Source organism: Ruegeria sp. CDSC042 (assembly GCF_059610745.1).
Genome location: NZ_JBXWOF010000005.1, coordinates 52,189 through 71,697, shown reverse-complemented (window position 1 = coordinate 71,697; position 19,509 = coordinate 52,189). Strand labels below are relative to the sequence as shown.

Genomic DNA, 19,509 nt, shown 5'->3' with positions numbered 1-19,509 from the left:
AACTGAGGCAATCGAAATGAAAAGTACAACAACGTCTTATGGGACTGTGGCAATCACTCTGCATTGGCTCAGCGCAGCATTGATCATTGCGCTTTTTGCAAGCGGGTTTCGGGCGGCGTCCATTGATGTCAGCGCCGCGAAGGCAGGGGTTCTTTCAGTCCATGTCCCAATCGGTATTTCGGTACTGTTGCTCACACTTATCCGTATCGGGTGGTGGATGTTTGCTGATCAAAAGCCCGCCCATTTGGAAACTGACCCGGCTTGGCAGGTGTTTATCGGCAAGGCGGTCCATCTCCTGCTCTATATCGTTACCTTGGGTATGGTCGCCAGCGGCATAGGCATGCTCGTGATGTCTGGCGCCGGAACTATTCTGTTCGGCGGATCAACTGCACCGTTACCGAACTTCTTCAACTATCCGCCACGGCTTGCACATGGGGCCGGTGCGCGGTTTCTGCTTGTTTTGCTAGCGCTTCATGTCGTTGGCGCGCTTTACCATCACTATGTCAAAAAAGACGGCACTTTCGGGCGCATGTGGTTTGGCCAAGTTAACTAACTGATTGGGGTGCGGTGCGATTTAGGCCGCGTCTCAATATCTAGCTCGCGTGCCATTTGCCTTGATAGCTTTGGTAATAAGAGCAACAATTTGCTGCTGCTCAGTATCGCTTAGCCCCTCCAATATTAACTCGTTTTGCTTGCTTGCCCGCTTCAGCGTTGGCTCTTTCAAAGACTTACCATGCTCTGTCAGCCATGTTTGTCGGATGCGCCCATCTTCTGTATCTCGTCGACGGATGATCAGGCCGTCTCGCTCCATCCGAGCCAAAGTATAGGCCATTGTAGCCTGTTCGATCCCGACACGCTCAACCAGTTGTTTTTGCGTCAGGCCGTCGTCTTCCCATAAGTGCACCATGATCGGGAAAACACCTGTTGAAAGGCCAAGAGGCTTTATTTGCTCTTGCAGCGCGTTCGCAAACAGGCGCGCGAGGTGATTAATCAGATATCCCGGAGAATTCTCTCGTGAAAAGGTCATATTCCATCGATTCTTTTACATAGTAGACTATACAATTATTGTATAGCTTGCTATATGTGTTCTGACAATGAGTCGTTTCACATAAGACTCACACCATTTACATAGCTTACTATGTATGATGCGAGAAAGGAGACTTCAGATGACTAAGAAAATTCACCCGATTGCAGGCGCCCTTGCCTTTCTTATGATCGCCAGTTTTTGGCTTTCCACTGTGATCGTCGAATTCTTTGGCACCGAAGCACAGATCATCGCGGTCAAAACGACAATACCTTGGGGCTTCTTAATTCTCGTCCCGGCAATGGCCGCTGTTGGCGGCTCGGGCTTCACCCTTGCAGGCAAGCGTCGCGGCGGGGTGCTTGGGGACAAGGCCCGCCGGATGCCAATCATCGCCTTCAACGGCATAGCGATCCTGATTCCTGCAGCCCTTTTTCTGGCCGCTAAAGCGAAAGCCGGAGAACTCGATAGTACCTTTTATCTGGTGCAAACTCTCGAGCTGGTCGCCGGTGCGACGAACCTCACGCTAATGAGCCTTAGCATGCGCGACGGTCTTCGCATGAAAGGTCGACTTCGTCATCGGAAGGTAAAAGCATGATGTCCGTGACCCGCACGACGGAAGCGATCACAATCATAGCCTCGGGCATGTTTGCCGGGTCGATGCTGTTTATCGAAATGACGCTTGGCGGCTATTGGCAAAGCCTTGACCCGCAGCAGTTCCTGAACTGGTTTGCTGTGAACAACGTTTTCATCCAGCGAACCATACCCTTGGTATCGATGCCGGCTCTTCTCGGCTCGATTCTCTGCGTGGCATTGTTTTGGCGAAGCCCCGCTCGTGGAATGTGGATTGCAGCGCTACTCAGTTGGATGATCGTGGCGATCCTGACATTCGCATTCTTTGTTCCGACGAACACGGCTTTTGCCTCTGGGGGTCTGCCAACAGCCGAAGTTGCTGACACGCTGGAGCTTTGGCTGCAGGTGCATTGGCTTCGGATCATCTGCGGGATTGCCGCAACTGTCTTCGCTTATCTGGCAATACGACGAGCTTAAAATCTCGGCACTGACCAAAGGAACCTAAGACGATGAAATCACCTTTCATTCTAGCCACAGCCATTGTGATCACCACGGCTGCATGCGGCGCGACCTATTTGCAAACCGTTCAAGATGCGAAAGCTGCATTACAAGGTGCTCCTGCCGAACGTCTGAAAACCTGCATTGGCGAACCCGCGACTGTGGAAACTCAGGGCCGTCAATTCATTGCCACCTATAGTTCTGCTCAGGTGCGCGGACCGGACGGATTAACACTGCCATCAGCTGCAGCCGCCGAAGACCCTAAGGCTTGCGTCTTCAACTTCACCATCTCGGACCGCGTTATTCAGAGCATCAATAGCGAAAACCGCGCCGGTTGGGGCGGTGGCAGCATCACGAAATGTGCTGGACTTGTAAAAGCCTGCACAAATCAGGCTCAGTGAAAGGGTTCAAAAATGGCTTTTGAGATTGGACTTCGCGGTGGGCTTTCCGCGGTGGTGACCGTGTTCGCTTTCAGCGCTGGCAGCCCGGTTGTTGCAGATAATACTACCTTTCAATCCGTATGTGCAGAATGCCACACGGGCGGTTTTAAAGGCTTCATGTCAGGCGCGCCCAACGTCAAGAAACCGGACACCTGGCAAAAGTTCCTGCAACGGGATTCAGAACAGCGCATGCGCGATATCGTGTTACGTGGCACCAAGGACCATAAAGCGAAAGGCGGCTGCACCACCTGTAGCGACGAACAGATCGACGCTGCGATCGACTACATGTTGGAGTTGGTGAAGTAACAATGGACCGTTACCACCCTCTTCTTGTTACGCTGCATTGGCTTATGGCAATTCTCATAATCCTGACACTTTTGTCGGGAGGCATTGCCCCTCTGAGTTTCCATTTGACCAGCGGAATCTTGATCCTGGGGCTGATAATGCTTCGGCTTCTCGTCCGTTTCAAAACAGAGAAACCAAGCGCGCCGGAAAGTGGGTTGAATATACAAGTGCGACTGGCAAGCTGGATGCATACCGCCTTGTATATTCTTCTTGGCGCCGTCGTCGTATCGGGCACCGGGATCGCAGTCGAGTCAGATTTGATACACGTGGTTCAAGGCAACAAGATGCTACCCGCCGGGTTCACTGAGACAGTCCTGTACAGGGTTCATAGCCTTGCAACGGATCTGTTGATGGTCGCAGTCGTCGCTCATGCCTTCGCTGCCGCTTGGCATCAGTTCGTTCAAAAAGACAAGCTCTTTGCGCGGATGTGGTTCAAAAGGCCCAAGCGTGGCCGTGCACAGACATCCTGATACTTGATGAACGACATCGCGAAATTTGCGCACCAGTGCACCAAACTATTAAGTCAGACACCCAAAATCTGAGCTTACAGCTCTTTAGTTAAATCCCGAGGCACACCGATGCTGTTTACGCTTATGAAGTTCACTCACTTGTTCGGAATCCTACTGGTCGCGGCCGGTTTGTTTTCGGTTTTTGTCCAAGACATTCTGTCCCGCCGAATTGCAACACAGGCTGGCTACAAGAACGCACTTGGGGCCATGAGCATTGCCTATAGCTTCCTCGCTCTGCCAGGGACCCTGTTTGTCATCTCATCAGGCGGATGGCTGATTGCGAACTACTATGGCCCGGTTGAATTATTGGAAACACCATGGTTGGCGGGCATGGTTGGCCTGTTTTCGGTTTGGCTGTTTGTGGTTCACGTCAAAGTAAGATTTGACTTGCGTCGCTGTCGTAGAATGCTTGCCGAGGGACAAGCGGTCAAAAAGCTCGAGGCACTTCGAAACAACGGTTTGTCCCTATTTTGTCGGGCTCTGGATTTACCGATACTTATTTTGATCTTGGTCCTGGGAACCTTTCGGCCCGAAAGCTGGGCCCTGCTTCTGATCGGGATCGGCTTCGCGATCGAATTCGCGCTTATTCTGACAACCGTAAGTCCTTGGCTCTGTCGCCAAGCTAATCGTCAGGAAGCCACGGGTTTTTTGACAGAGTGATGGACTTTAACGCGTTGGGAACGTTCAGCACTAAGCTATTGCCGGTTCCTCGCGCATCGCTTGGCTAGTAGTGCCCCACGAATTTCAGAGGTAATGGTGGCCCTTTGGCCCGAAGAACCAGAAGTCATCGGGCCAAAAGATTGATGACAATACTGAGTATTAACCCACGCAGAAACCTGGGACGGTCATCTTGGTGAACAAGTGAGGACGCACGACTGCGCTCTCAGGGTATTGACCGATCCGGGCCTGGAATTCCGGGTTGGTAAACGCGTTACGGAAAGACGCGACGTCCTCCCAGATTGCATAGTTCATATAAGTTCCGCTACCGGCCAGACCTTTGTGCATCTGAGTCGAAATGTAGCCAGGCTGCGCCTTCATAAAGCCGGCATCATGCGCCCACGCGGCAACCAGCGCTTCTTCGTCTTTCGGATCGATCGAGAATACGTTCACCAGAACAACTGGGCCTTCACTGCTGCCCAGTTGCTCGGCCAATGTGACGACCTCATCAAGTTCTACAAGTTTAGCCATGATTTTCTCCTAGTTGGTGGGTTTGCTAACTGTTGCGGGTCAAATCTGCGTCCTACCCGCCTGGATTCTGGTGCGCCTTTTTGCGCCCAAACGCCTATGACTAGGCATGCTTTGTGTTGACCAAATAACATAGTCAGCTATGATTTTATATATGATCTTTTTTGACATCATCAAATAGACCCTACGAACATCGTGCAAGCTTTGGCGCTATCTTGTCATTGTGCAAAGGTTCGGCTTCAGATCAGTTTCACCTTGTTTTGAATGAGTTAGCTGCGCACTTCACTTTCTTTATCATTTTTCCCACTTTACGGGAATTTCTTCATTGTTAAATATTCATTAATCCTATAAAGAGACAAAAGCAACAGGAGATGCCCTTAAGATGACAACTGCGCCAAATATGGACAAACAGCCAAAACTTGATCGCAGTGTTCACCTGAACTTTACTGGTGACTGGGGCCAAGCAAATTTTCACCGCATCTGCTCATGGCTGTGCCAGGAGGTCTGCGACCGCACCGAAAAAGGATCGCGCGTTGCAATTTGGAATCTGATTGCCGGTGCTGACTCTCCGATTGCTGTGTCTAACGGTGAGGTTGATCTCTGCATCGCCACGCCCGTCCAAATGTTGCCCGGCGCGCTGGCTGGGGAAGGGATCTTCGAAGGAAGCCCGCTTCCACGGCTGCGCACGCTTGCAATTCTTCCACAAACAGACCGCATGGTTTTCGCCATCGATCCAAAATATGGCGTCTCAACATTTGAAGAGCTGCGTGAGAAAAAACCACCAATCACACTCGCCACTTCGGAAGATGACGGTGTAAATCTGATCGGTTATACGGCCGCCCGTTATCTAGAGGCCCATGGCATCGACCGCGACACTCTGGAGTCCTGGGGTGGTAAATTGATTACGGATACCAGACCCGAACAATCGGTGTTCCGTATGCGTGATGGCGAAGTCGACGCCCTACTGCAGGAGGCATATATGACGCCTTGGTGGCGGGATGCTGTCGCAAACCGCTCTCTGGTGTTCTTACCAGCAGAAGATGCTGCCCTGACAAAGCTGGAGACCCAGTACGGCTGGCCCCGTGCCGTTGTGCCTGCTCATTTCTGGGAAGGTCAAACCGAAGATCTGCCCGCGTTGAATTTCTCTGATTTCGCCGTGCTTGTGCGTGATGATATGCCCGAAGATCTTGCGCATCTGTTGACCTGGTGTCTGGTCGAAACTCGCGAGGTTATCGAACAACAATTCCGTCACATCCCATCACATCACAGCCCCCTCAGCTATCCGCTTGTGCCGGAACGCATGGCGGATTCCCCGATACCCTTACATCCCGGTGCTGCGCGCTATTACAAAGAAGCGGGCATCATCGAGTAGAACCACCCCATAACACCCACTCACTCACAATCCCCCTCACTCACAACCCCCCTCGCTACCACTCACAACCCCCTCACTCACAGACCCCCTCGCTCTACCACTCACAAACCCCCTCGGACTTGTTCCCTTCAACATTCAACACGGAGCACGACATTATGGCTATTGATAGTAAGACAATCAATATTGCTGCAGCTGATGGCCAATCGTTTTCAGCCTATCGCAGCAGACCGTCATCGACCGACGCTATCGGTGGAATCGTTCTGATCCAGGAAATTTTCGGTGTAAACGACAATATCCGAGCAGCATCCGACTGGTTTGCCGAGCAAGGTTATGATGTCATCGCACCGGATATGTTCTGGCGGCAGGAGCGCGATATCGAACTGAACGCCGCACTGGAAGAAGATCGCGAAAAGGCGATGGGGTTTATGCAGGGGTTTGACCTCGAGGCAAGCCTTGGCGACATGGATGCCGCCGTTGCACTTCTTCGCGAGGATGCCAAGCTGCAAGGCAAGATCGGTGTTGTTGGCTATTGTCTGGGAGGGCGCGTTGCCTTCCGCATGGCGACGTCCAATGCTGCCGATGCCGTCGTTTGCTTTTATCCAGTGGCTATCAGTCAGGATCTTGGGAGCAGCACTGGTCCTCAGGCTCCGCTTTTGATCCATTTGGGTGCCGACGATCATCTTTGCCCGCCTGAAGCTCAGACCGCGATTACCGAACATGTCGAGCAGTCAAAAGACGGCTCTGTAACTGTACATGACGGTGTCGGCCACGCATTTGCACGTTTGGGCCGTTCTGGTCGTGCAGAAGAAGCTGCTATTGCCGCAGAATCGGCCACTCTGGAGTTCTTCAAAAAGCATCTGGGTGCATAAACCCAAGGCGAACCAAGCGGGTCACCTGCTCTTCAAACGTTATGAGAACCGGATTTCGTAAGCCCGGTTCTTATTGCATGCGCAAGCACCTACTCAGCTCGCTGAGCTTGCTGCGCAACGTCCGTAAACTCTAACTCGATGGGGAATGTAAATGAGCACGATGCCAAGGAAGATAATATCCTGGATTCCAAGACTAACTTTGCTGTTGTGTGGGCTCATCATGTGTCTCGCCGGTATTGCTGGCGTAATGGACCCTACCGTCATCAGTGGAACTGCAACTCTTGCTCCTGACGGGATCACCAGCATCCGCGTCGACTTCGGCGGCTTCCACTTGGGTTTGGGACTGTTCGCTCTTTACGGCGTATTCTTTCGGTCGTTTTTGAAGCCTGGGTTGGTGGCAGTTGCCACCACACTGACTCTTGTTGTCATTACCAGACTTACCGGGATCAATCTGGACGGTTCGAACGATGCCCAGCTCACAATCCTATCCAGAGAATTGGTTCCCTTCACCCTCTCGGTCGTGGGATTGCTATGCCTCGTAGTTTCATCCAGAGCGCATTCTGAAACCTGAAGCTCTTTTAGGGCAATCATCCGATTACAAAGACTGGCCCGCGGCCCCTACCTATCCAGTGAGAACAGGTAGGGGTCAAACGCGTCGCCTAAATTTATTCAGCTTTCATAGCTTCGATCGAAATCGAAATGTCGACTTTGTCGCTGACACCCGGCGCGTATTTGCCCAAACCAAATTCAGACCGTAGCACGGATGCTGTCGCATCGAACCCCACCCAGTCCTTTTGCTCTTTGTCATGGAAACCCATTTTATTCATTCTTGCATCAAGAGTGACTGGATGTGTTGAGCCATTCATCGTCAGGTCGCCAGTTATCTTGGCCGTTGTCTCACCAGTGACTTCAATATGCGTTGACTTGAACTCGATCTGATCATTCTCAGTCGCAACAAAAAAATCTCCACCGACGGTAAAGTTCGCATCTCTCTGCTCGAGGCCGGTGAACATCGTTGACACCGGGAACCAGACCGCAACACTGGATCCTTCCGGGTTCTCTTTGTCAAAGTCGATCTCACCTTCAATACCTGAGAACATGCCGGTTGTTCTGGAGTAACCAAGATGATCGTAGTTAAATATAATTTGTGACCATTTCGGCGCCAGAAGGTATTTTTCCGAGTCAGCCACACTGGTGGATGCCAGAGCCGAGGCGGTTAAGGCCATTGCGGCAAACAACACCGAAAGCTTCATGAAATATCTCCTGATAGAAGCGTGAAATTCTAAGGACAAAAAGCCACTCGTAAGAAAGAGCTCACTTTGTCTCCGCTAGCGTCGTGCTGATTTCATTATCTTCCTGAGCGGCACGGAATCGTCACTAAAGATGGCTTCGTCACCGTGAAAATTCGGGTCGGCGATCATTCTCCGTAACAAAGGCATATCGCGGGCCTGATTGATCGTAACCGCACCTTGGATCTTGTTGTCGACAAGCTGAATCAGGGTCAGCCCATCATCCTCGCCCGCACGCTCAATACAAGGCATCTCTGCGTCCAACTGCCCCAAAATTTGAATATTCAGATCGCCCTGATCAGACCAGAACCACGGAATCGTGGAAACTTCGGTCAGCTCGCCCACCACCGATTTACCGACCGCATCACCCTGTACATTGGCATTTTCCCAAGATTCCAGGCGCATGTGACGATCATATTCAGGGTTCATCTGGTTAACTGCATCACCTATGGCGAAAATATCAGGATCAGAAGTTCTGCCAAAACTATCCGTCTTGATGCCGTTTTCGATAGTCAATCCAGCATCTTCGGCAAGCGATGTTTCGGGGTCTACCCCAATACCGACTAGGATCATATCGGTGGGAACAGACGTGCCGTTCGACAATACTAGGTTTTCGCCATCCATTGCCTGGGCCTGAACACCAAACAGAAAGCGCACGCCTTTGTCAGAGTGATAGGTCTGAACAAAGGTACTGACAGTGGGTGATCCAACTCGGGGCAACAGCGTTTCACCAGCTTCTACGATTGTGACAGTGCACCCAAGCTTTTGGGCCGTTGCCGCAACTTCAAGTCCGATGAACCCTCCACCAATGACGGTCAATCGTTTGCCTTTTGTCAGTTGATCCCGCAATTTGCTGCAGTCATCCATGCTGCGAAGATAGTGAACACACTCCTCTTCGGCACCGTCCAACGAGATACGCCTTAGCCGGCTACCGGTCGCAAGAATCAGTTTGTCATATGCTATGTTTTCGCCATCTTCGAGAAGAACGGTTTTTGTCGCCCGATCAATTTTTGTCACCGACACTCCCGTGTGCAAACGAATATCCCGTTCCTTGGCCGTCGCATCATCGAAGACAAAAGGAAGTTTGGTTTCGTCATCCAGCAACATGGCTTTCGACAGAATCGGCCTTTCGTATGGTGCGCAAGGCTCCATTGAGATCAGAGAGATGTCGGCAGCTGGGTCTGATGCGCGCGCCGCCAGAGCCGCACGGCCACCCGCTTGTCCGCCACCCACAATCACGATTTTTTGTCGCTGTGACAATGCTCCACCCTTTCTTTCGTGAGTCGGGCTTCGATGAACCCTTCCTGCGATATGGAATCCTGCCTGGCGAGTGCGAATATGTCAGGAAATGCACGCTCAGACAGCATTCAATTTCAATCGCATATGGCACATTTTCTCGCATTTAACAATAAAATTAGATCTTCTATTTGACATTTTTCCCATCATATGCGATTTCTGGCCTAAATTGGTGAACAAGTTGAACACCTATTAACGAACCATTGCTCAATGGGAGGAAATCCAAATGGCTAAACCAACACTTGAAGAAATGACTCAGGAAATGCGCAAGCGCGTCGGTGAAGACAGCGGCTTTGGGCACACCGTAAAATTCAACTTTGGCGACGAAGGCGTCATCTATATTGATGCCAAAAATGTCCCTCATATCGTTTCGAATGAAGACAATGACGCCGAAACAATCGTAAACATCAAATTTGGGGATTTCTGCAAGATTTCTGACGGCAGCAAAGACCCAACCGAAGCCTTTATGGCTGGCCGGATGACGATCGACGGAAACGTTGACGCAGGCTGGAAGCTCGGCTCGATCATCGGACCCGACCGGGCTTGAGTGGAAATTAGTTGAAACCCAACATGGGACGTTAGCGAATGAGCACAGACAGCAACCAACTAACTATTGCGCCACCTGATCCGGATCGCCCGCCTATGGCGTCGAACGCATTCCATGCAGCTCGGACAGCAAATACGACACTTACAACCCCGTTCCCTTATGTGACGGACGAATGCCTTGTTCCTGGTATCGCCTTGTTCCAAGGCGATCTGGGGGATGATGGCATGGGCCATTTCCATCACACGAACTCGGTTGATGAGACCTTCCTTTGCCTGGCTTCCAAGGGCTCGGCGGTCAGAACTGGTACGCTAATGGTTGGTCCACGTAGCCACCACGTTGGGTCGTTCTTTGAGAACGAGAGAGACCCGGAAAACGTGATGCTGATGATCGTTGTTCAACGTCAATCAGCAGAAGGTGTACGTCAGCATGAAGGCCTGACCTTCCATTGCCACAAGTGCCAGAATGTTATGCTGGATCACGAATTCGACGTTGAGAATTACAACGAAATCCGCGGCCCTGTGCCTGGGTACTTTGCTCCGCTGGAAACGCTGCTCAAGAGCTATGAATTCGGCAAAGAGTACAACGATGACCCAGAAGTTCGGAAATGTTCCAAATGTGGGCACGAGCACAACCTGTTCCCGATGCACGTCTGGGGTTGGACGAGCTACCATACAAACTACGAAGCCAGTGAGCATTGCCGCGATTTGCTCATCGAAGCGACGTCCGCTTGAATTTAGCGAGGAGACAGAAAGATGCCACGTAGGCGATTTCATCAAACCTATCAACTCGCTCAGCAGATCGGCTGCTATGACGAGTATCCAGCAATCTCTGAAGGTGTCGACCCGCAGGTCAATATCAGCCGAAGCGACCGCATTCAGCCGTTCCATCTGATTTGTGAAAAAGACACAATGATCGTACTGATGTCGGGCGCAGCCAAGGTTGAATTCCGCGACAGCAGCGTGAATTACGTCAAAGGCACGCCGGGTGAAATGATCTATGTTCCGGCCCGTACCCCGCATCGCGTCGTACCTTCGGAAGAGACCATCCATTATCGTTACAAAGCAGAGCATGCCGGTTTGGAGGCTGTTGCTTGGTATTGCGAGAAATGCTCATCAGAAGTTGCGCGCGTAACTTGGGATACGGCCGAGGAACTCCCTCAGGAGGCGTATCTGCGTGCGACCAACGCCTTTAACAGTGACAAAGACATGCGCACATGCGGCGACTGCGGCACCGAACATCCGCCGGTGGATACTACCGGCAACAGATGGCAGGCAATAGTCGACGAGTTAACGGCTGAAACAGACGACGATGACGACTGGTAGGTTGTGCTGCGATTAATTACCATCGGCGATCAGCAAATAGGAGAAAAGCTATATGACAACTGCAGATAAACTTTTATCAGTCATGAAGCTTTTCACCATTGAAGAACCGGAATGGACAGTGGAAGAGGCGACCAAACGTCTTTCCCTGTCCAGCAGCTCGACTTACCGCTACTTCAACAGTCTGAGTGCTTTCGGTCTGGTCGAGGCCTTGAACCCCGGCGTTTACACTCTTGGTCCGGCGATTATCGAATTCGACAGAATGATAAGGCGTCAGGATCAATTAGTGAAAACGGCAACGCCGATCATGCGTAAGCTGGTCGATCTGACGGGCGACAATGGTTCCGCATTGCTGTGCCGAAAGTATCGCCATCAGGTCATGTGTGTTCACTCGGAAGGGTTTGTCGATCCGGAAAAATCCCTTTCCTATGAGAGGGGCCGGCCTTTGGGGTTGTTTCTTGGCGCAGCTTCCCGAGTTGTCCTTGCCTACATCCCTAGCAGAAACCTGAAAGCGATCTTTGCCGAACACGAGAAGGAAATCGAAGCTGCCGGTCTTGGGGCAACCTGGGAAGAGTTTCGTCGCAATTTGAAGCGTATCCGGTCCAACTCCATCGTAGTTGCGTATGGGCAGCTGGATCCAGGGAAGGTCGGAATCGCCGCACCTATATTCGCAGCAAACAAGTCTGTGATCGGCAGCATGACGCTTGTCTTGAACGAGCATGAAGTGAATTCGCAGATGGTCGAACGGCTATCAATTTATGTTCAGGCTGCGGCTCAGGAAGTAACCTTGGGTCTCTCAGCAGCCTTTATCGAAAAACAGTCCGGTTCGACCGGTTCAAAGAATGCAAAACCCAAATGACGGGTGCTGCGAAAGGATAGAAATGAACGATCATCCAGTTGTTGTTCTGGTCGCGTCTATGAGCGGCGTTGCAGAAATGGTCGCGGATGAAGTGGCCGATAAGCTTGTTGAAACCGGGTACAAAGCCCGCGTTGTCCGCATGGAAAAAGCATCACAAAAAATGCTGGATGCACGCGATACCTATGTGATCTGCAGTTCGACATATGGCACTGGTGAAGTGCCGGACAACGGCAAAGAGTTTCACGAGTTCCTGACAAAAGATCGCCCCGATCTGTCGTCTGTGCGCTATGGCGTCATTGCTTTGGGAAGCATGGATTATCCACAGACATTCTGCGGTGGCGGCAAAGCCTTTGATGCAACCTTCGCTGAATTGGGTGCCAAGCGGCTGGTAGATCGCATGGAACATGATGCGAAATCCGGCGTCTATCCTGAAGAAGCCGCGCTGGACTGGATCGACGGTTGGGTCGCGGCACTATCCAAAGAAATGGCCTAAAAAACCGGGAACCTTGCACCTTGCGAGGTTCCCATACAACTTGTGAGGACGGCCTTCAGAAATCAGGTTTTGTCACGGCAGTTCCCGAAGCATTTCGCCAAGAAATGCAATGAATCTACGCCTCAAACATTTTGATACCGATACCTGCGTCAACAAGATTTCTGCGAATTTTGGTTCCCATAGCAACGGCACCAACAGTATCGCCATGCAAACACACCGTATCAACGCGACATGGAAGGCGTTTCCCGGTTTTGGTGATAACCGCCTGCTCTTTCAACATCATCATGATGCGCTCGGCGGCATAGTCGGCATCCTCCAAAACAGCGCCCGGTTGCCTGCGGTCTACCAAGGTTCCGTCATTTTCGTAAGCGCGGTCAGCGTAGACCTCGCCTACCCATGAGCAATCCAGTTCCTTCACTGCCTGCTCCATCGCAGTTGATGCAATCGCCATGAGTATGATTTCGGGCTGAACTTTCAACGCGGCCTCAAAGCAGGTTCTGGCAATATTGATGTCTTCCGACGCCATGTTTCCCAAGGCACCATGCAGCTTAAGGTGTCGAACTTTTCCACCCGACAGTAGCGCCATCGCCTGCGCCGCACCCAGCTGATATCCAATCATATTGGTCAGCTCATCCGAGGAAAAACTCATCCGACGGCGCCCGAATCCAGTCAGATCGGGAAAACCGGGATGTGCACCAATTCCGGCCCCTTTTTGGACCGCAATTTTCATGGTCTGGGCCATAATATTCTGATCTCCGGCGTGGAATCCGCAGGCGATGTTCGCAGATGAAACGATGTCCATCAGTGCAAGATCATCCCCCATTTTCCACGCACCAAAACCTTCGCCAAGATCCGAATTTAGATCAACCACATTAGTCATTATTGACAGGCCCTAATTCTTAGATGTCAGATTATTGAGTGTCTGAGGCAGCCACGCGGTTTCTCGAACCCACAATGAAGAAAGCAAGCACAGACAAGCCCACAATATCTGTCCAGATCGCGGAGGGAAACAAATCTGAAGGCAACAGACACAGCACCCCACAAAGCGTCAAAGTTAAGCGACCGATGAACCCCCTGACATGTTGGAAAAACCCAACGAAGCCAGCAGTTACCATGTAAATACCAACCAATGCTGTTGCTATTGACCAAAGTGCCTTCAGCAGATTGCCTTCCAAAATCAATCCGGGTGCAAACAGAAAAAGAAACGGGACCAAATAAGCCGGCCAAGCCAGCTTCATTGCCTCTTTGCTTGTCTCCCATGCTGATGACCCCGCGATATTCGCTGCGGCAAATGACGCCAGTGCAACAGGCGGAGTGATCATCGACATCAGCCCGAAATAGAACACGAAAAGATGTGCTGCCATCACTGGGACACCGAATTCGATCAAAGCCGGGGCGACCAGTGTCGCCAACAGAATGTAGACCCCAACAGTTGGCATCCCCATCCCCAAAACAATGGAAATCAACGCCGTGATCAAGGCGAGCACCAGCAGACTGCCACCGCTTGCGGTGATTATGTGCAGTGTCAAATTAAAGGCGAGGCCGGTGATATTCAGAATACCAATGATCAGTCCAGCAGCTGCACAGACAACAACCAGCCCGATAGCCGATTGGCCCGCAGACGCTATGGCCTGCCAAATCTGAATTGGCCTGATACGACGGCCTTTGTAGCCAAATATCAAGCTGCCGACCAATAACACCACAATCGAAATGACCGCAGAACGCTCCGGTCTCATGTTCAGGGCGAACAGCGTATAGATCAGCACAACGAACGGTAAAATGAAGTGCCAACCCTGTTTGAGTGCTTCGCGGCCACTCGGGATATCAGCTTCTTCAACCTGTGCCACCCCTCGCCTGGCCGCTGTCAGATCAACATTGATGAAGATAGCGCTGTAGTAGAGCAGAGCAGATGGCAAAGCCGCCAACATCACGGTCGAATAATCCACGCCAATAAAGTCGGCCATGATAAAGGCCGCTGCGCCCATCACAGGCGGCACCAGTTGCCCACCCGTAGACGCGACCGCCTCAACCGCGCCAGCATATCTTCCATTAAAACCAGCTTTTTTCATCATCGGGATCGTAACCACGCCAGTGCCGACGACATTTCCAACCGCTGATCCTGAAATAGATCCGAACAAAGCCGACGCCGAGACTGCTACTTTTGCTGGTCCACCCCTGAAACGACCCATCCCGGATAAAGCCAGGTCATTGAAAAAATCCGCGGCTCCACAGGCCGTCAGAAACTGACCGAACAACAGGTAGGGAACGACAATTACGACGGCAACTTTCAATGCTGCGCCAAGAATGCCGTTTGCATCCAGGCTCAGATAGATGACAAGTTCGTCCCAATAAGTAGGGCGGCTCTGGAGATCACCGGGGAGAAGATGCCCCCAGAGCCCGTAGGCTATGAAGACTAGCACTACGATTAGAATTCCGGTGCCCGCAGAACGCCGCAACAACAAAAGCAACCCACCCAGCAGAACGCAGCTGATCGCAACCAGCAAAGGGGGCACAAACGGAGCGTCCATCGAAAGCCGGACATAGTTCACCGCAACGTAGCCACCGGTAACAAGTGTGACCGCGGCCCACAGGACAGCAATTCTACGGGTGATCGGCCTGTCCGCGGTTTTCGCAAAACTTAAAATTCCAGAGGCGAGTGCGAGCGCGAAAGACGCGACCAATAATTGCGCATCATAGACGGACACCCCGACATAGCGATGCAGATTGGCAGCATAGATGACCGAGAGGGCCACGATCAGCCCACTCAGCACCTGATTGGCTTGCTCCAAACGAGCGGTTTTGGATGTTCCAACCATGATTTATGTCAGCAGAAGTTACTGCGACAAACCTGCTTTCTGATAATAGGTGGCCGCTGCCGGATGGTAGACGAGATCCCCCATATCAGGCGCCATTTTTTCCGGGTCGAACCGCGCGAAAGTTTTAAAGATACTCCGCACTTTTTCCGGATTCTGGTGAATGTATTCGACAATCGGGGCGATCGTTTCATCCGAAACATGCGCGCCTGCCAAAAGCACATAATCATAGAACATCATGTTCGTATCGACATCCACACCAGGGGCCGATCCTGCGGCTACAGTGTCAATATATGCGGTCGGAACGAATTCGCGCACACCGGCGAGTGCCTCGGGTGTGTTCTCCAGCCCCAACCAACGGACTCCTATCGCGGCGTCCGCTTCGCGTGTCTTGCCCCCAGCAAGGGCAAAGAACGCAACTTCAGCGGTGCCGGAAATCAAGTCGTCGACGCCGTTTGGCACCGACGGTACATTGTCGAGCTGCATCTCATCGATGCTTAAACCGCCGCCTGCAAGAATGGCGTCGACCTGTGGCCGAAGCGTCGGTTGTGCGGTGTATCCATAGGTGATCGTTTTGCCTTTGGCGTCTGAGACCATGGCCATGTCGCTGTCTTTGTTGACCATGAAACCATAGGCGGACCCACCCATGGCTGCAACGATGCGCAAATTACCTAGCTGTCGCCCTTCGAAGGCACCTGTACCACCCGCGGCGGCAGAAAAGTCAGGGCTGGGAGCAAGCAGCAGATCCAAGCGGGCATTATCGACCAGAGGCATTGTTTGGCCTGATCCCCCAAACGATTGCACTCGAATATCGTACCCAAGCTCATCGGCCAGAAGTTTTGCGAAACCAGCATTGGCCGCATAATTCTGTGATCCCTGTTTACTGGCTCCGATCCCCAAGCTTTGTGCGCTGGCAACTGTGCCAAGCGTCGCAATACCCAAGGCAAGAATTGCCATCCGGTTGATCTTACTGAACATAAAAATCCCTCCCTGTCAGGGTTGGCTCTTGGCTCATGCGGCAAAAGACGAGTGTTTTTAGGCTCTTAAAGTTTGCCAATGGTTTTGGGCGAGCAAAGCCAACCTCTATGGTGGGGATGATTTTTAGCAGAATTTCTATATAACAATAATACAATACACGGCATATTACATATCGTATGAAGTATACTTATCTACTCAATTCGCTCAGCCAAGGCTGGAGCAGGCCTGCCACGCGCCCCTTTTCAACTTGAGGGACAGGAGGTTGCGCACCGACCCAGGCAAGTCGATGGCTGGTCAAACAGCCAGCCATCTCATTAGGTTACACTGCGGGCTGCGAAAGCCCCAGAAGTGACCGCGCTTCTGTCCAGGTTGCCACCGGGCGGCCGTGATTATGACAAATCTCTGCAGTTCGGGCCACCAAAGCGGCATTTGATGGGGCAAGTGTGTTTCGATCAAGTCGGACATTGTCCTCAAGCCCGGTTCTTGCATGACCGCCGGCCGCAATCGACCATTCGTTCAGTTCAAGCTGATGCCTTCCAATCCCGGCGGCACACCATTCCGCGTCCGGGGCAAGCCTTTGCATTGTTTTCACATAGTAATTGAAGACATTCTTGTCGGCCGGCATTGAGTTTTTCACACCCATCACGAACTGCACGTAAAGCTTGCCCGGAAGCTTACCTGCGTTACTCATGGCGACAGCCTGGTGAATATGGCTCAGATCGAACGCCTCGATCTCTGCGGTAATTTCGTATTTCGTCATTTCCGCAGCCAGCCAATCGACCAGATCGGGTGGATTGTCGTAGGTCCGAGTTGGAAAGTTTGTCGATCCAACGGACAAAGAGGCCATATCAGGACGCAACGGCAAACTGCCCCCGCGTTCATGTCCTGCGCCCGATCGTCCTCCGGTCGAGAACTGAACAATCATACCCGGGCAATGTTTGTTCAAACCTTCAAACAACCGGCCGAATTTATCGGGATCCGAGGTAGGCGAGCCATCGTCATTGCGAACATGACAATGTGCGATCGTCGCCCCGGCTTCGAATGCAGCTTGTGTGCTTTCTATTTGCTCGGAGACCGTGATAGGCACCGCCGGGTTGTCTGATTTTTGGGGCAAAGATCCTGTAATTGCCACACAAATAATACAAGGCTTTTGCGTCATTGGCTTAGGACTCCACCTTTTCTGGCACCATCACAAAGTCAAAAGGAGAACGCCAAACTGTATCACCGTCCCTATTTTCAACAAATGGTGCAACCAGCGTCGCCTTTACGCCAAAAACCGCATCAGACTTGAGGTATTCATCTTCGCCAACAAAGGTATGCGTCACGATTTTCTCATGGCCAGGCGCCGTCACCATGTAATGCATATGCGCAGGGCGGAAGGGGTGGCGATCGAGCTTGATCAGAAGTTTTCCAACCGGCCCATCATGGGGGATCGGATATGACACCGGCTTAATCCCCTTGAAGTGGTAGCACCCATCCGGGCCAGTCGTGAAGACACCCCGATTGTTCCACTTGGGCTGAATACCGGGTTGCTGAACGTCGTAGAAACCATCTTCGTTGTCGCACCAGACATCGATACGCGCACCTTCGATCGGGTTTCCTTCAAGGTCCAAGACCCGCCCCTCAAACAGGCAAGACTGTCCCTTGCCGTCCAATGAGATGTCGGCACCCATTTCGTATTCAGGGGCGTTTTCGACATGGAATGGGCCAAACACCGTGTTCTCGGTTGCGCCTTTCGGGCGTCGGTTATTGATTGCGTCTGTCAGCATCGAGAAACCCATGACATCGCTCAACAAGATAAATTCCTGCCGGTTTTCGTCACAGATTTGACCGGTTGCCGTAAGGAAATCGATTGCGATGTCCCACTCGTCCTGACGCAATTCGACGTCCTTGGCAAAAGCATGCAAATGCTTGATCAATGCACCCCAAATCTGTGCCAGACGGGCATCGGCATTTGAACCATTGCGCCCAAGCACGGCCTCAACAGATGACTCTTCAGTGAAATAGTCGATTTTGGAAAGATCAACCAAATTTGACATGGGTATACCTCTATATTTGTGTGTGTCAGCGCGCTTGGTTTTCTTCCGGGGGCAGCTGTCGCAGAGACAAAAGCTCAATCCCGGTTTTTTCAGTGAACAGCCCCCACAATCCGCGCCGAGCGAACAGCATCACGGCAATCCCGAGACAGCCCAGAACGATCAGATAGACCGTGCCATAATCAGCAAGGGCCCGTTGCAAGAAATAGAACACGATCACACCGATGATCGGTCCCGGCAGTGTTCCGATTCCACCAATCACGGTTATAAAGATCACGAAAGCGGTCCAATCCACCACCGAGAATGCCGCCTCGGGTGTAACCCGTGTAATCTGAATGAACAGAAGTGCACCGCAAAGACCGGTACCAAAAGCCGTCAGCATGAACACCCAAGCTTTCAGACGCGTAGGATTTACACCGACTGACCGGGCAGCCTCTTCGTTGTCGCGCAGCGATTGCAGGCCCAGGCCCATTCGTGACTTTAGGAAAAGATACGCCGCAATAAGGGTTGCAAGGGCCAGGGTCAGTGCTAGCCAATAGGTCAAAGCGTCAGATGCGGCGGATGAACTACCACCCAACCAACTTTTGATCTCAGGCACGCCAAACATGGTTTTTGTGGTGCCTTTCGGCAATGAGGTGCCGGTACCGCCGCCAAGTGCTTTCCATTGGGCAAAGCAAAGGCGCGTTATCTCTGCGATGACCCATGTTCCGATGGCAAAATAGGCCCCGGCCAACCGGAATGAAAAGAAGGCCATTGGAATTGCCAGGATCATGGCAGTGATACCTCCAACGGCGATGCCAATCAGAGGATCCAGACCCAGCAGGATAACGCAGGCGAACATGGCATATGCACCAACGCCGACAAAAGCCTGCTGGCCCACGGATACCAACCCGGCAAATCCTGCAAGCAGATTCCAATTCTGCGCCAGGATCAAAAGCGTCAGCACGCCAAACAGATCTTGCACCAAGGCCCGGGAGCCAATGACAGGCACGAGAAACAAAAGTACGATGCCAGCAAGGCCAAAAAGCTGAAGCAAGCGGGTCATATTCTTTTGATCAGACACTGCG

At 52.0% G+C, this 19,509-nt stretch carries 25 protein-coding genes; 15 read left to right on the top strand and 10 right to left on the bottom strand.

Going from position 1 to position 19,509, the window contains the following annotated elements; all coding sequences use genetic code 11:
- Nucleotides 1-16: 16 nt before the first annotated feature.
- Nucleotides 17-553 carry a cytochrome b gene (locus AC2FHX_RS12150; RefSeq protein ID WP_496701982.1) on the top strand — a complete coding sequence of 179 codons (537 nt, stop codon included), beginning with the start codon at nucleotides 17-19 and terminating at the stop codon, nucleotides 551-553.
- Nucleotides 554-586: 33 nt separating this feature from the next.
- Here the strand turns inward: AC2FHX_RS12150 and AC2FHX_RS12145 are convergent, their stop codons facing one another.
- Nucleotides 587-1,027 carry a MarR family winged helix-turn-helix transcriptional regulator gene (locus tag AC2FHX_RS12145; RefSeq protein WP_496701984.1) on the bottom strand — a complete coding sequence of 147 codons (441 nt, stop codon included), beginning with the start codon at nucleotides 1,025-1,027 and terminating at the stop codon, nucleotides 587-589.
- 139 nt (nucleotides 1,028-1,166) lie between these two features.
- Here AC2FHX_RS12145 and AC2FHX_RS12140 point away from each other — a divergent pair, with 139 nt between their 5' ends.
- The 6 genes from AC2FHX_RS12140 (at nucleotide 1,167) to AC2FHX_RS12115 (ending at nucleotide 4,046) form a co-directional block, all read left to right on the top strand.
- Entirely contained in the window at nucleotides 1,167-1,619 is a 453-nt protein-coding gene (locus tag AC2FHX_RS12140) for a hypothetical protein (protein WP_496701986.1), read from the top strand.
- Nucleotides 1,619-2,071 (top strand): anthrone oxygenase family protein, encoded by a 453-nt coding sequence (locus AC2FHX_RS12135; protein WP_496730808.1) that lies wholly within the window; start codon nucleotides 1,619-1,621, stop codon nucleotides 2,069-2,071. Before AC2FHX_RS12140 ends, AC2FHX_RS12135 begins: the two co-directional genes overlap by 1 nt.
- A 32-nt stretch (nucleotides 2,072-2,103) precedes the next feature.
- Complete coding sequence (locus AC2FHX_RS12130) at nucleotides 2,104-2,493, top strand: hypothetical protein (RefSeq protein WP_496701989.1); 390 nt, start codon at nucleotides 2,104-2,106, stop codon at nucleotides 2,491-2,493.
- 12 nt (nucleotides 2,494-2,505) lie between these two features.
- A complete protein-coding gene (locus AC2FHX_RS12125; protein WP_496701991.1) occupies nucleotides 2,506-2,838 on the top strand; it encodes a c-type cytochrome in 333 nt (110 codons plus the stop codon).
- 2 nt (nucleotides 2,839-2,840) lie between these two features.
- Entirely contained in the window at nucleotides 2,841-3,347 is a 507-nt protein-coding gene (locus tag AC2FHX_RS12120; protein WP_496701993.1) for a cytochrome b, read from the top strand.
- Between the two features lie 108 nt (nucleotides 3,348-3,455).
- A complete protein-coding gene (locus tag AC2FHX_RS12115; protein WP_496701995.1) occupies nucleotides 3,456-4,046 on the top strand; it encodes a DUF2269 family protein in 591 nt (196 codons plus the stop codon).
- 159 nt (nucleotides 4,047-4,205) lie between these two features.
- On the opposite strand, the gene AC2FHX_RS12110 is transcribed toward AC2FHX_RS12115, so the two are convergent.
- Nucleotides 4,206-4,574: an antibiotic biosynthesis monooxygenase family protein gene (locus AC2FHX_RS12110; protein ID WP_496701997.1), complete on the bottom strand. Its 369-nt coding sequence runs from the start codon at nucleotides 4,572-4,574 to the stop codon at nucleotides 4,206-4,208.
- Nucleotides 4,575-4,953: 379 nt separating this feature from the next.
- Here AC2FHX_RS12110 and AC2FHX_RS12105 point away from each other — a divergent pair, with 379 nt between their 5' ends.
- The 3 genes from AC2FHX_RS12105 (at nucleotide 4,954) to AC2FHX_RS12095 (ending at nucleotide 7,383) form a co-directional block, all read left to right on the top strand.
- Nucleotides 4,954-5,943, top strand: a complete 990-nt coding sequence (locus AC2FHX_RS12105) for a TAXI family TRAP transporter solute-binding subunit (RefSeq protein WP_496701999.1) — start codon at nucleotides 4,954-4,956, stop codon at nucleotides 5,941-5,943.
- Between the two features lie 155 nt (nucleotides 5,944-6,098).
- Complete coding sequence (locus AC2FHX_RS12100) at nucleotides 6,099-6,812, top strand: dienelactone hydrolase family protein (protein WP_496702001.1); 714 nt, start codon at nucleotides 6,099-6,101, stop codon at nucleotides 6,810-6,812.
- A 151-nt stretch (nucleotides 6,813-6,963) separates the two neighbouring features.
- On the top strand, nucleotides 6,964-7,383 hold the full coding sequence (locus AC2FHX_RS12095) for a DUF4345 family protein (RefSeq protein WP_496705223.1): 420 nt from the start codon (nucleotides 6,964-6,966) through the stop codon (nucleotides 7,381-7,383).
- Between the two features lie 94 nt (nucleotides 7,384-7,477).
- Here the strand turns inward: AC2FHX_RS12095 and AC2FHX_RS12090 are convergent, their stop codons facing one another.
- Entirely contained in the window at nucleotides 7,478-8,065 is a 588-nt protein-coding gene (locus tag AC2FHX_RS12090; RefSeq protein WP_496702003.1) for a YceI family protein, read from the bottom strand.
- A 75-nt stretch (nucleotides 8,066-8,140) separates the two neighbouring features.
- Entirely contained in the window at nucleotides 8,141-9,361 is a 1,221-nt protein-coding gene (locus AC2FHX_RS12085) for an NAD(P)/FAD-dependent oxidoreductase (RefSeq protein ID WP_496702004.1), read from the bottom strand.
- Nucleotides 9,362-9,623: 262 nt separating this feature from the next.
- Here AC2FHX_RS12085 and AC2FHX_RS12080 point away from each other — a divergent pair, with 262 nt between their 5' ends.
- From AC2FHX_RS12080 to AC2FHX_RS12060, 5 genes are read left to right on the top strand one after another with little or no spacing between them, the layout of a single operon-like run.
- Nucleotides 9,624-9,944: an SCP2 sterol-binding domain-containing protein gene (locus AC2FHX_RS12080; RefSeq protein ID WP_496702006.1), complete on the top strand. Its 321-nt coding sequence runs from the start codon at nucleotides 9,624-9,626 to the stop codon at nucleotides 9,942-9,944.
- Nucleotides 9,945-9,982: 38 nt separating this feature from the next.
- Nucleotides 9,983-10,675, top strand: a complete 693-nt coding sequence (locus AC2FHX_RS12075) for a cupin domain-containing protein (protein ID WP_496702008.1) — start codon at nucleotides 9,983-9,985, stop codon at nucleotides 10,673-10,675.
- Nucleotides 10,676-10,696: 21 nt separating this feature from the next.
- Nucleotides 10,697-11,266 (top strand): cupin domain-containing protein, encoded by a 570-nt coding sequence (locus AC2FHX_RS12070; RefSeq protein WP_496702010.1) that lies wholly within the window; start codon nucleotides 10,697-10,699, stop codon nucleotides 11,264-11,266.
- 52 nt (nucleotides 11,267-11,318) lie between these two features.
- On the top strand, nucleotides 11,319-12,122 hold the full coding sequence (locus AC2FHX_RS12065; protein ID WP_496702012.1) for an IclR family transcriptional regulator: 804 nt from the start codon (nucleotides 11,319-11,321) through the stop codon (nucleotides 12,120-12,122).
- 22 nt (nucleotides 12,123-12,144) lie between these two features.
- The gene (locus AC2FHX_RS12060; protein WP_496702014.1) at nucleotides 12,145-12,615 is read left to right on the top strand and encodes a flavodoxin domain-containing protein; all 471 of its coding nucleotides are present in this window, start codon (nucleotides 12,145-12,147) and stop codon (nucleotides 12,613-12,615) included.
- 115 nt (nucleotides 12,616-12,730) lie between these two features.
- On the opposite strand, the gene AC2FHX_RS12055 is transcribed toward AC2FHX_RS12060, so the two are convergent.
- The 6 genes from AC2FHX_RS12055 to AC2FHX_RS12030 all read right to left on the bottom strand — a co-directional run bounded on the left by AC2FHX_RS12055 (nucleotide 12,731) and on the right by AC2FHX_RS12030 (nucleotide 19,487).
- Nucleotides 12,731-13,495 carry a LamB/YcsF family protein gene (locus tag AC2FHX_RS12055; RefSeq protein WP_496702016.1) on the bottom strand — a complete coding sequence of 255 codons (765 nt, stop codon included), beginning with the start codon at nucleotides 13,493-13,495 and terminating at the stop codon, nucleotides 12,731-12,733.
- Between the two features lie 31 nt (nucleotides 13,496-13,526).
- Nucleotides 13,527-15,431, bottom strand: a complete 1,905-nt coding sequence (locus tag AC2FHX_RS12050) for a TRAP transporter permease (protein ID WP_496702018.1) — start codon at nucleotides 15,429-15,431, stop codon at nucleotides 13,527-13,529.
- An 18-nt stretch (nucleotides 15,432-15,449) separates the two neighbouring features.
- The gene (locus tag AC2FHX_RS12045) at nucleotides 15,450-16,406 is read right to left on the bottom strand and encodes a TAXI family TRAP transporter solute-binding subunit (RefSeq protein WP_496702020.1); all 957 of its coding nucleotides are present in this window, start codon (nucleotides 16,404-16,406) and stop codon (nucleotides 15,450-15,452) included.
- Nucleotides 16,407-16,725: 319 nt separating this feature from the next.
- Nucleotides 16,726-17,565 carry a 3-oxoadipate:acetyl-CoA acetyltransferase gene (locus tag AC2FHX_RS12040; RefSeq protein WP_496702022.1) on the bottom strand — a complete coding sequence of 280 codons (840 nt, stop codon included), beginning with the start codon at nucleotides 17,563-17,565 and terminating at the stop codon, nucleotides 16,726-16,728.
- 4 nt (nucleotides 17,566-17,569) lie between these two features.
- On the bottom strand, nucleotides 17,570-18,445 hold the full coding sequence (locus tag AC2FHX_RS12035; protein WP_496702024.1) for a dioxygenase family protein: 876 nt from the start codon (nucleotides 18,443-18,445) through the stop codon (nucleotides 17,570-17,572).
- Nucleotides 18,446-18,470: 25 nt separating this feature from the next.
- A complete protein-coding gene (locus tag AC2FHX_RS12030) occupies nucleotides 18,471-19,487 on the bottom strand; it encodes a branched-chain amino acid ABC transporter permease (RefSeq protein ID WP_496702026.1) in 1,017 nt (338 codons plus the stop codon).
- Nucleotides 19,488-19,509 lie beyond the last annotated feature (22 nt).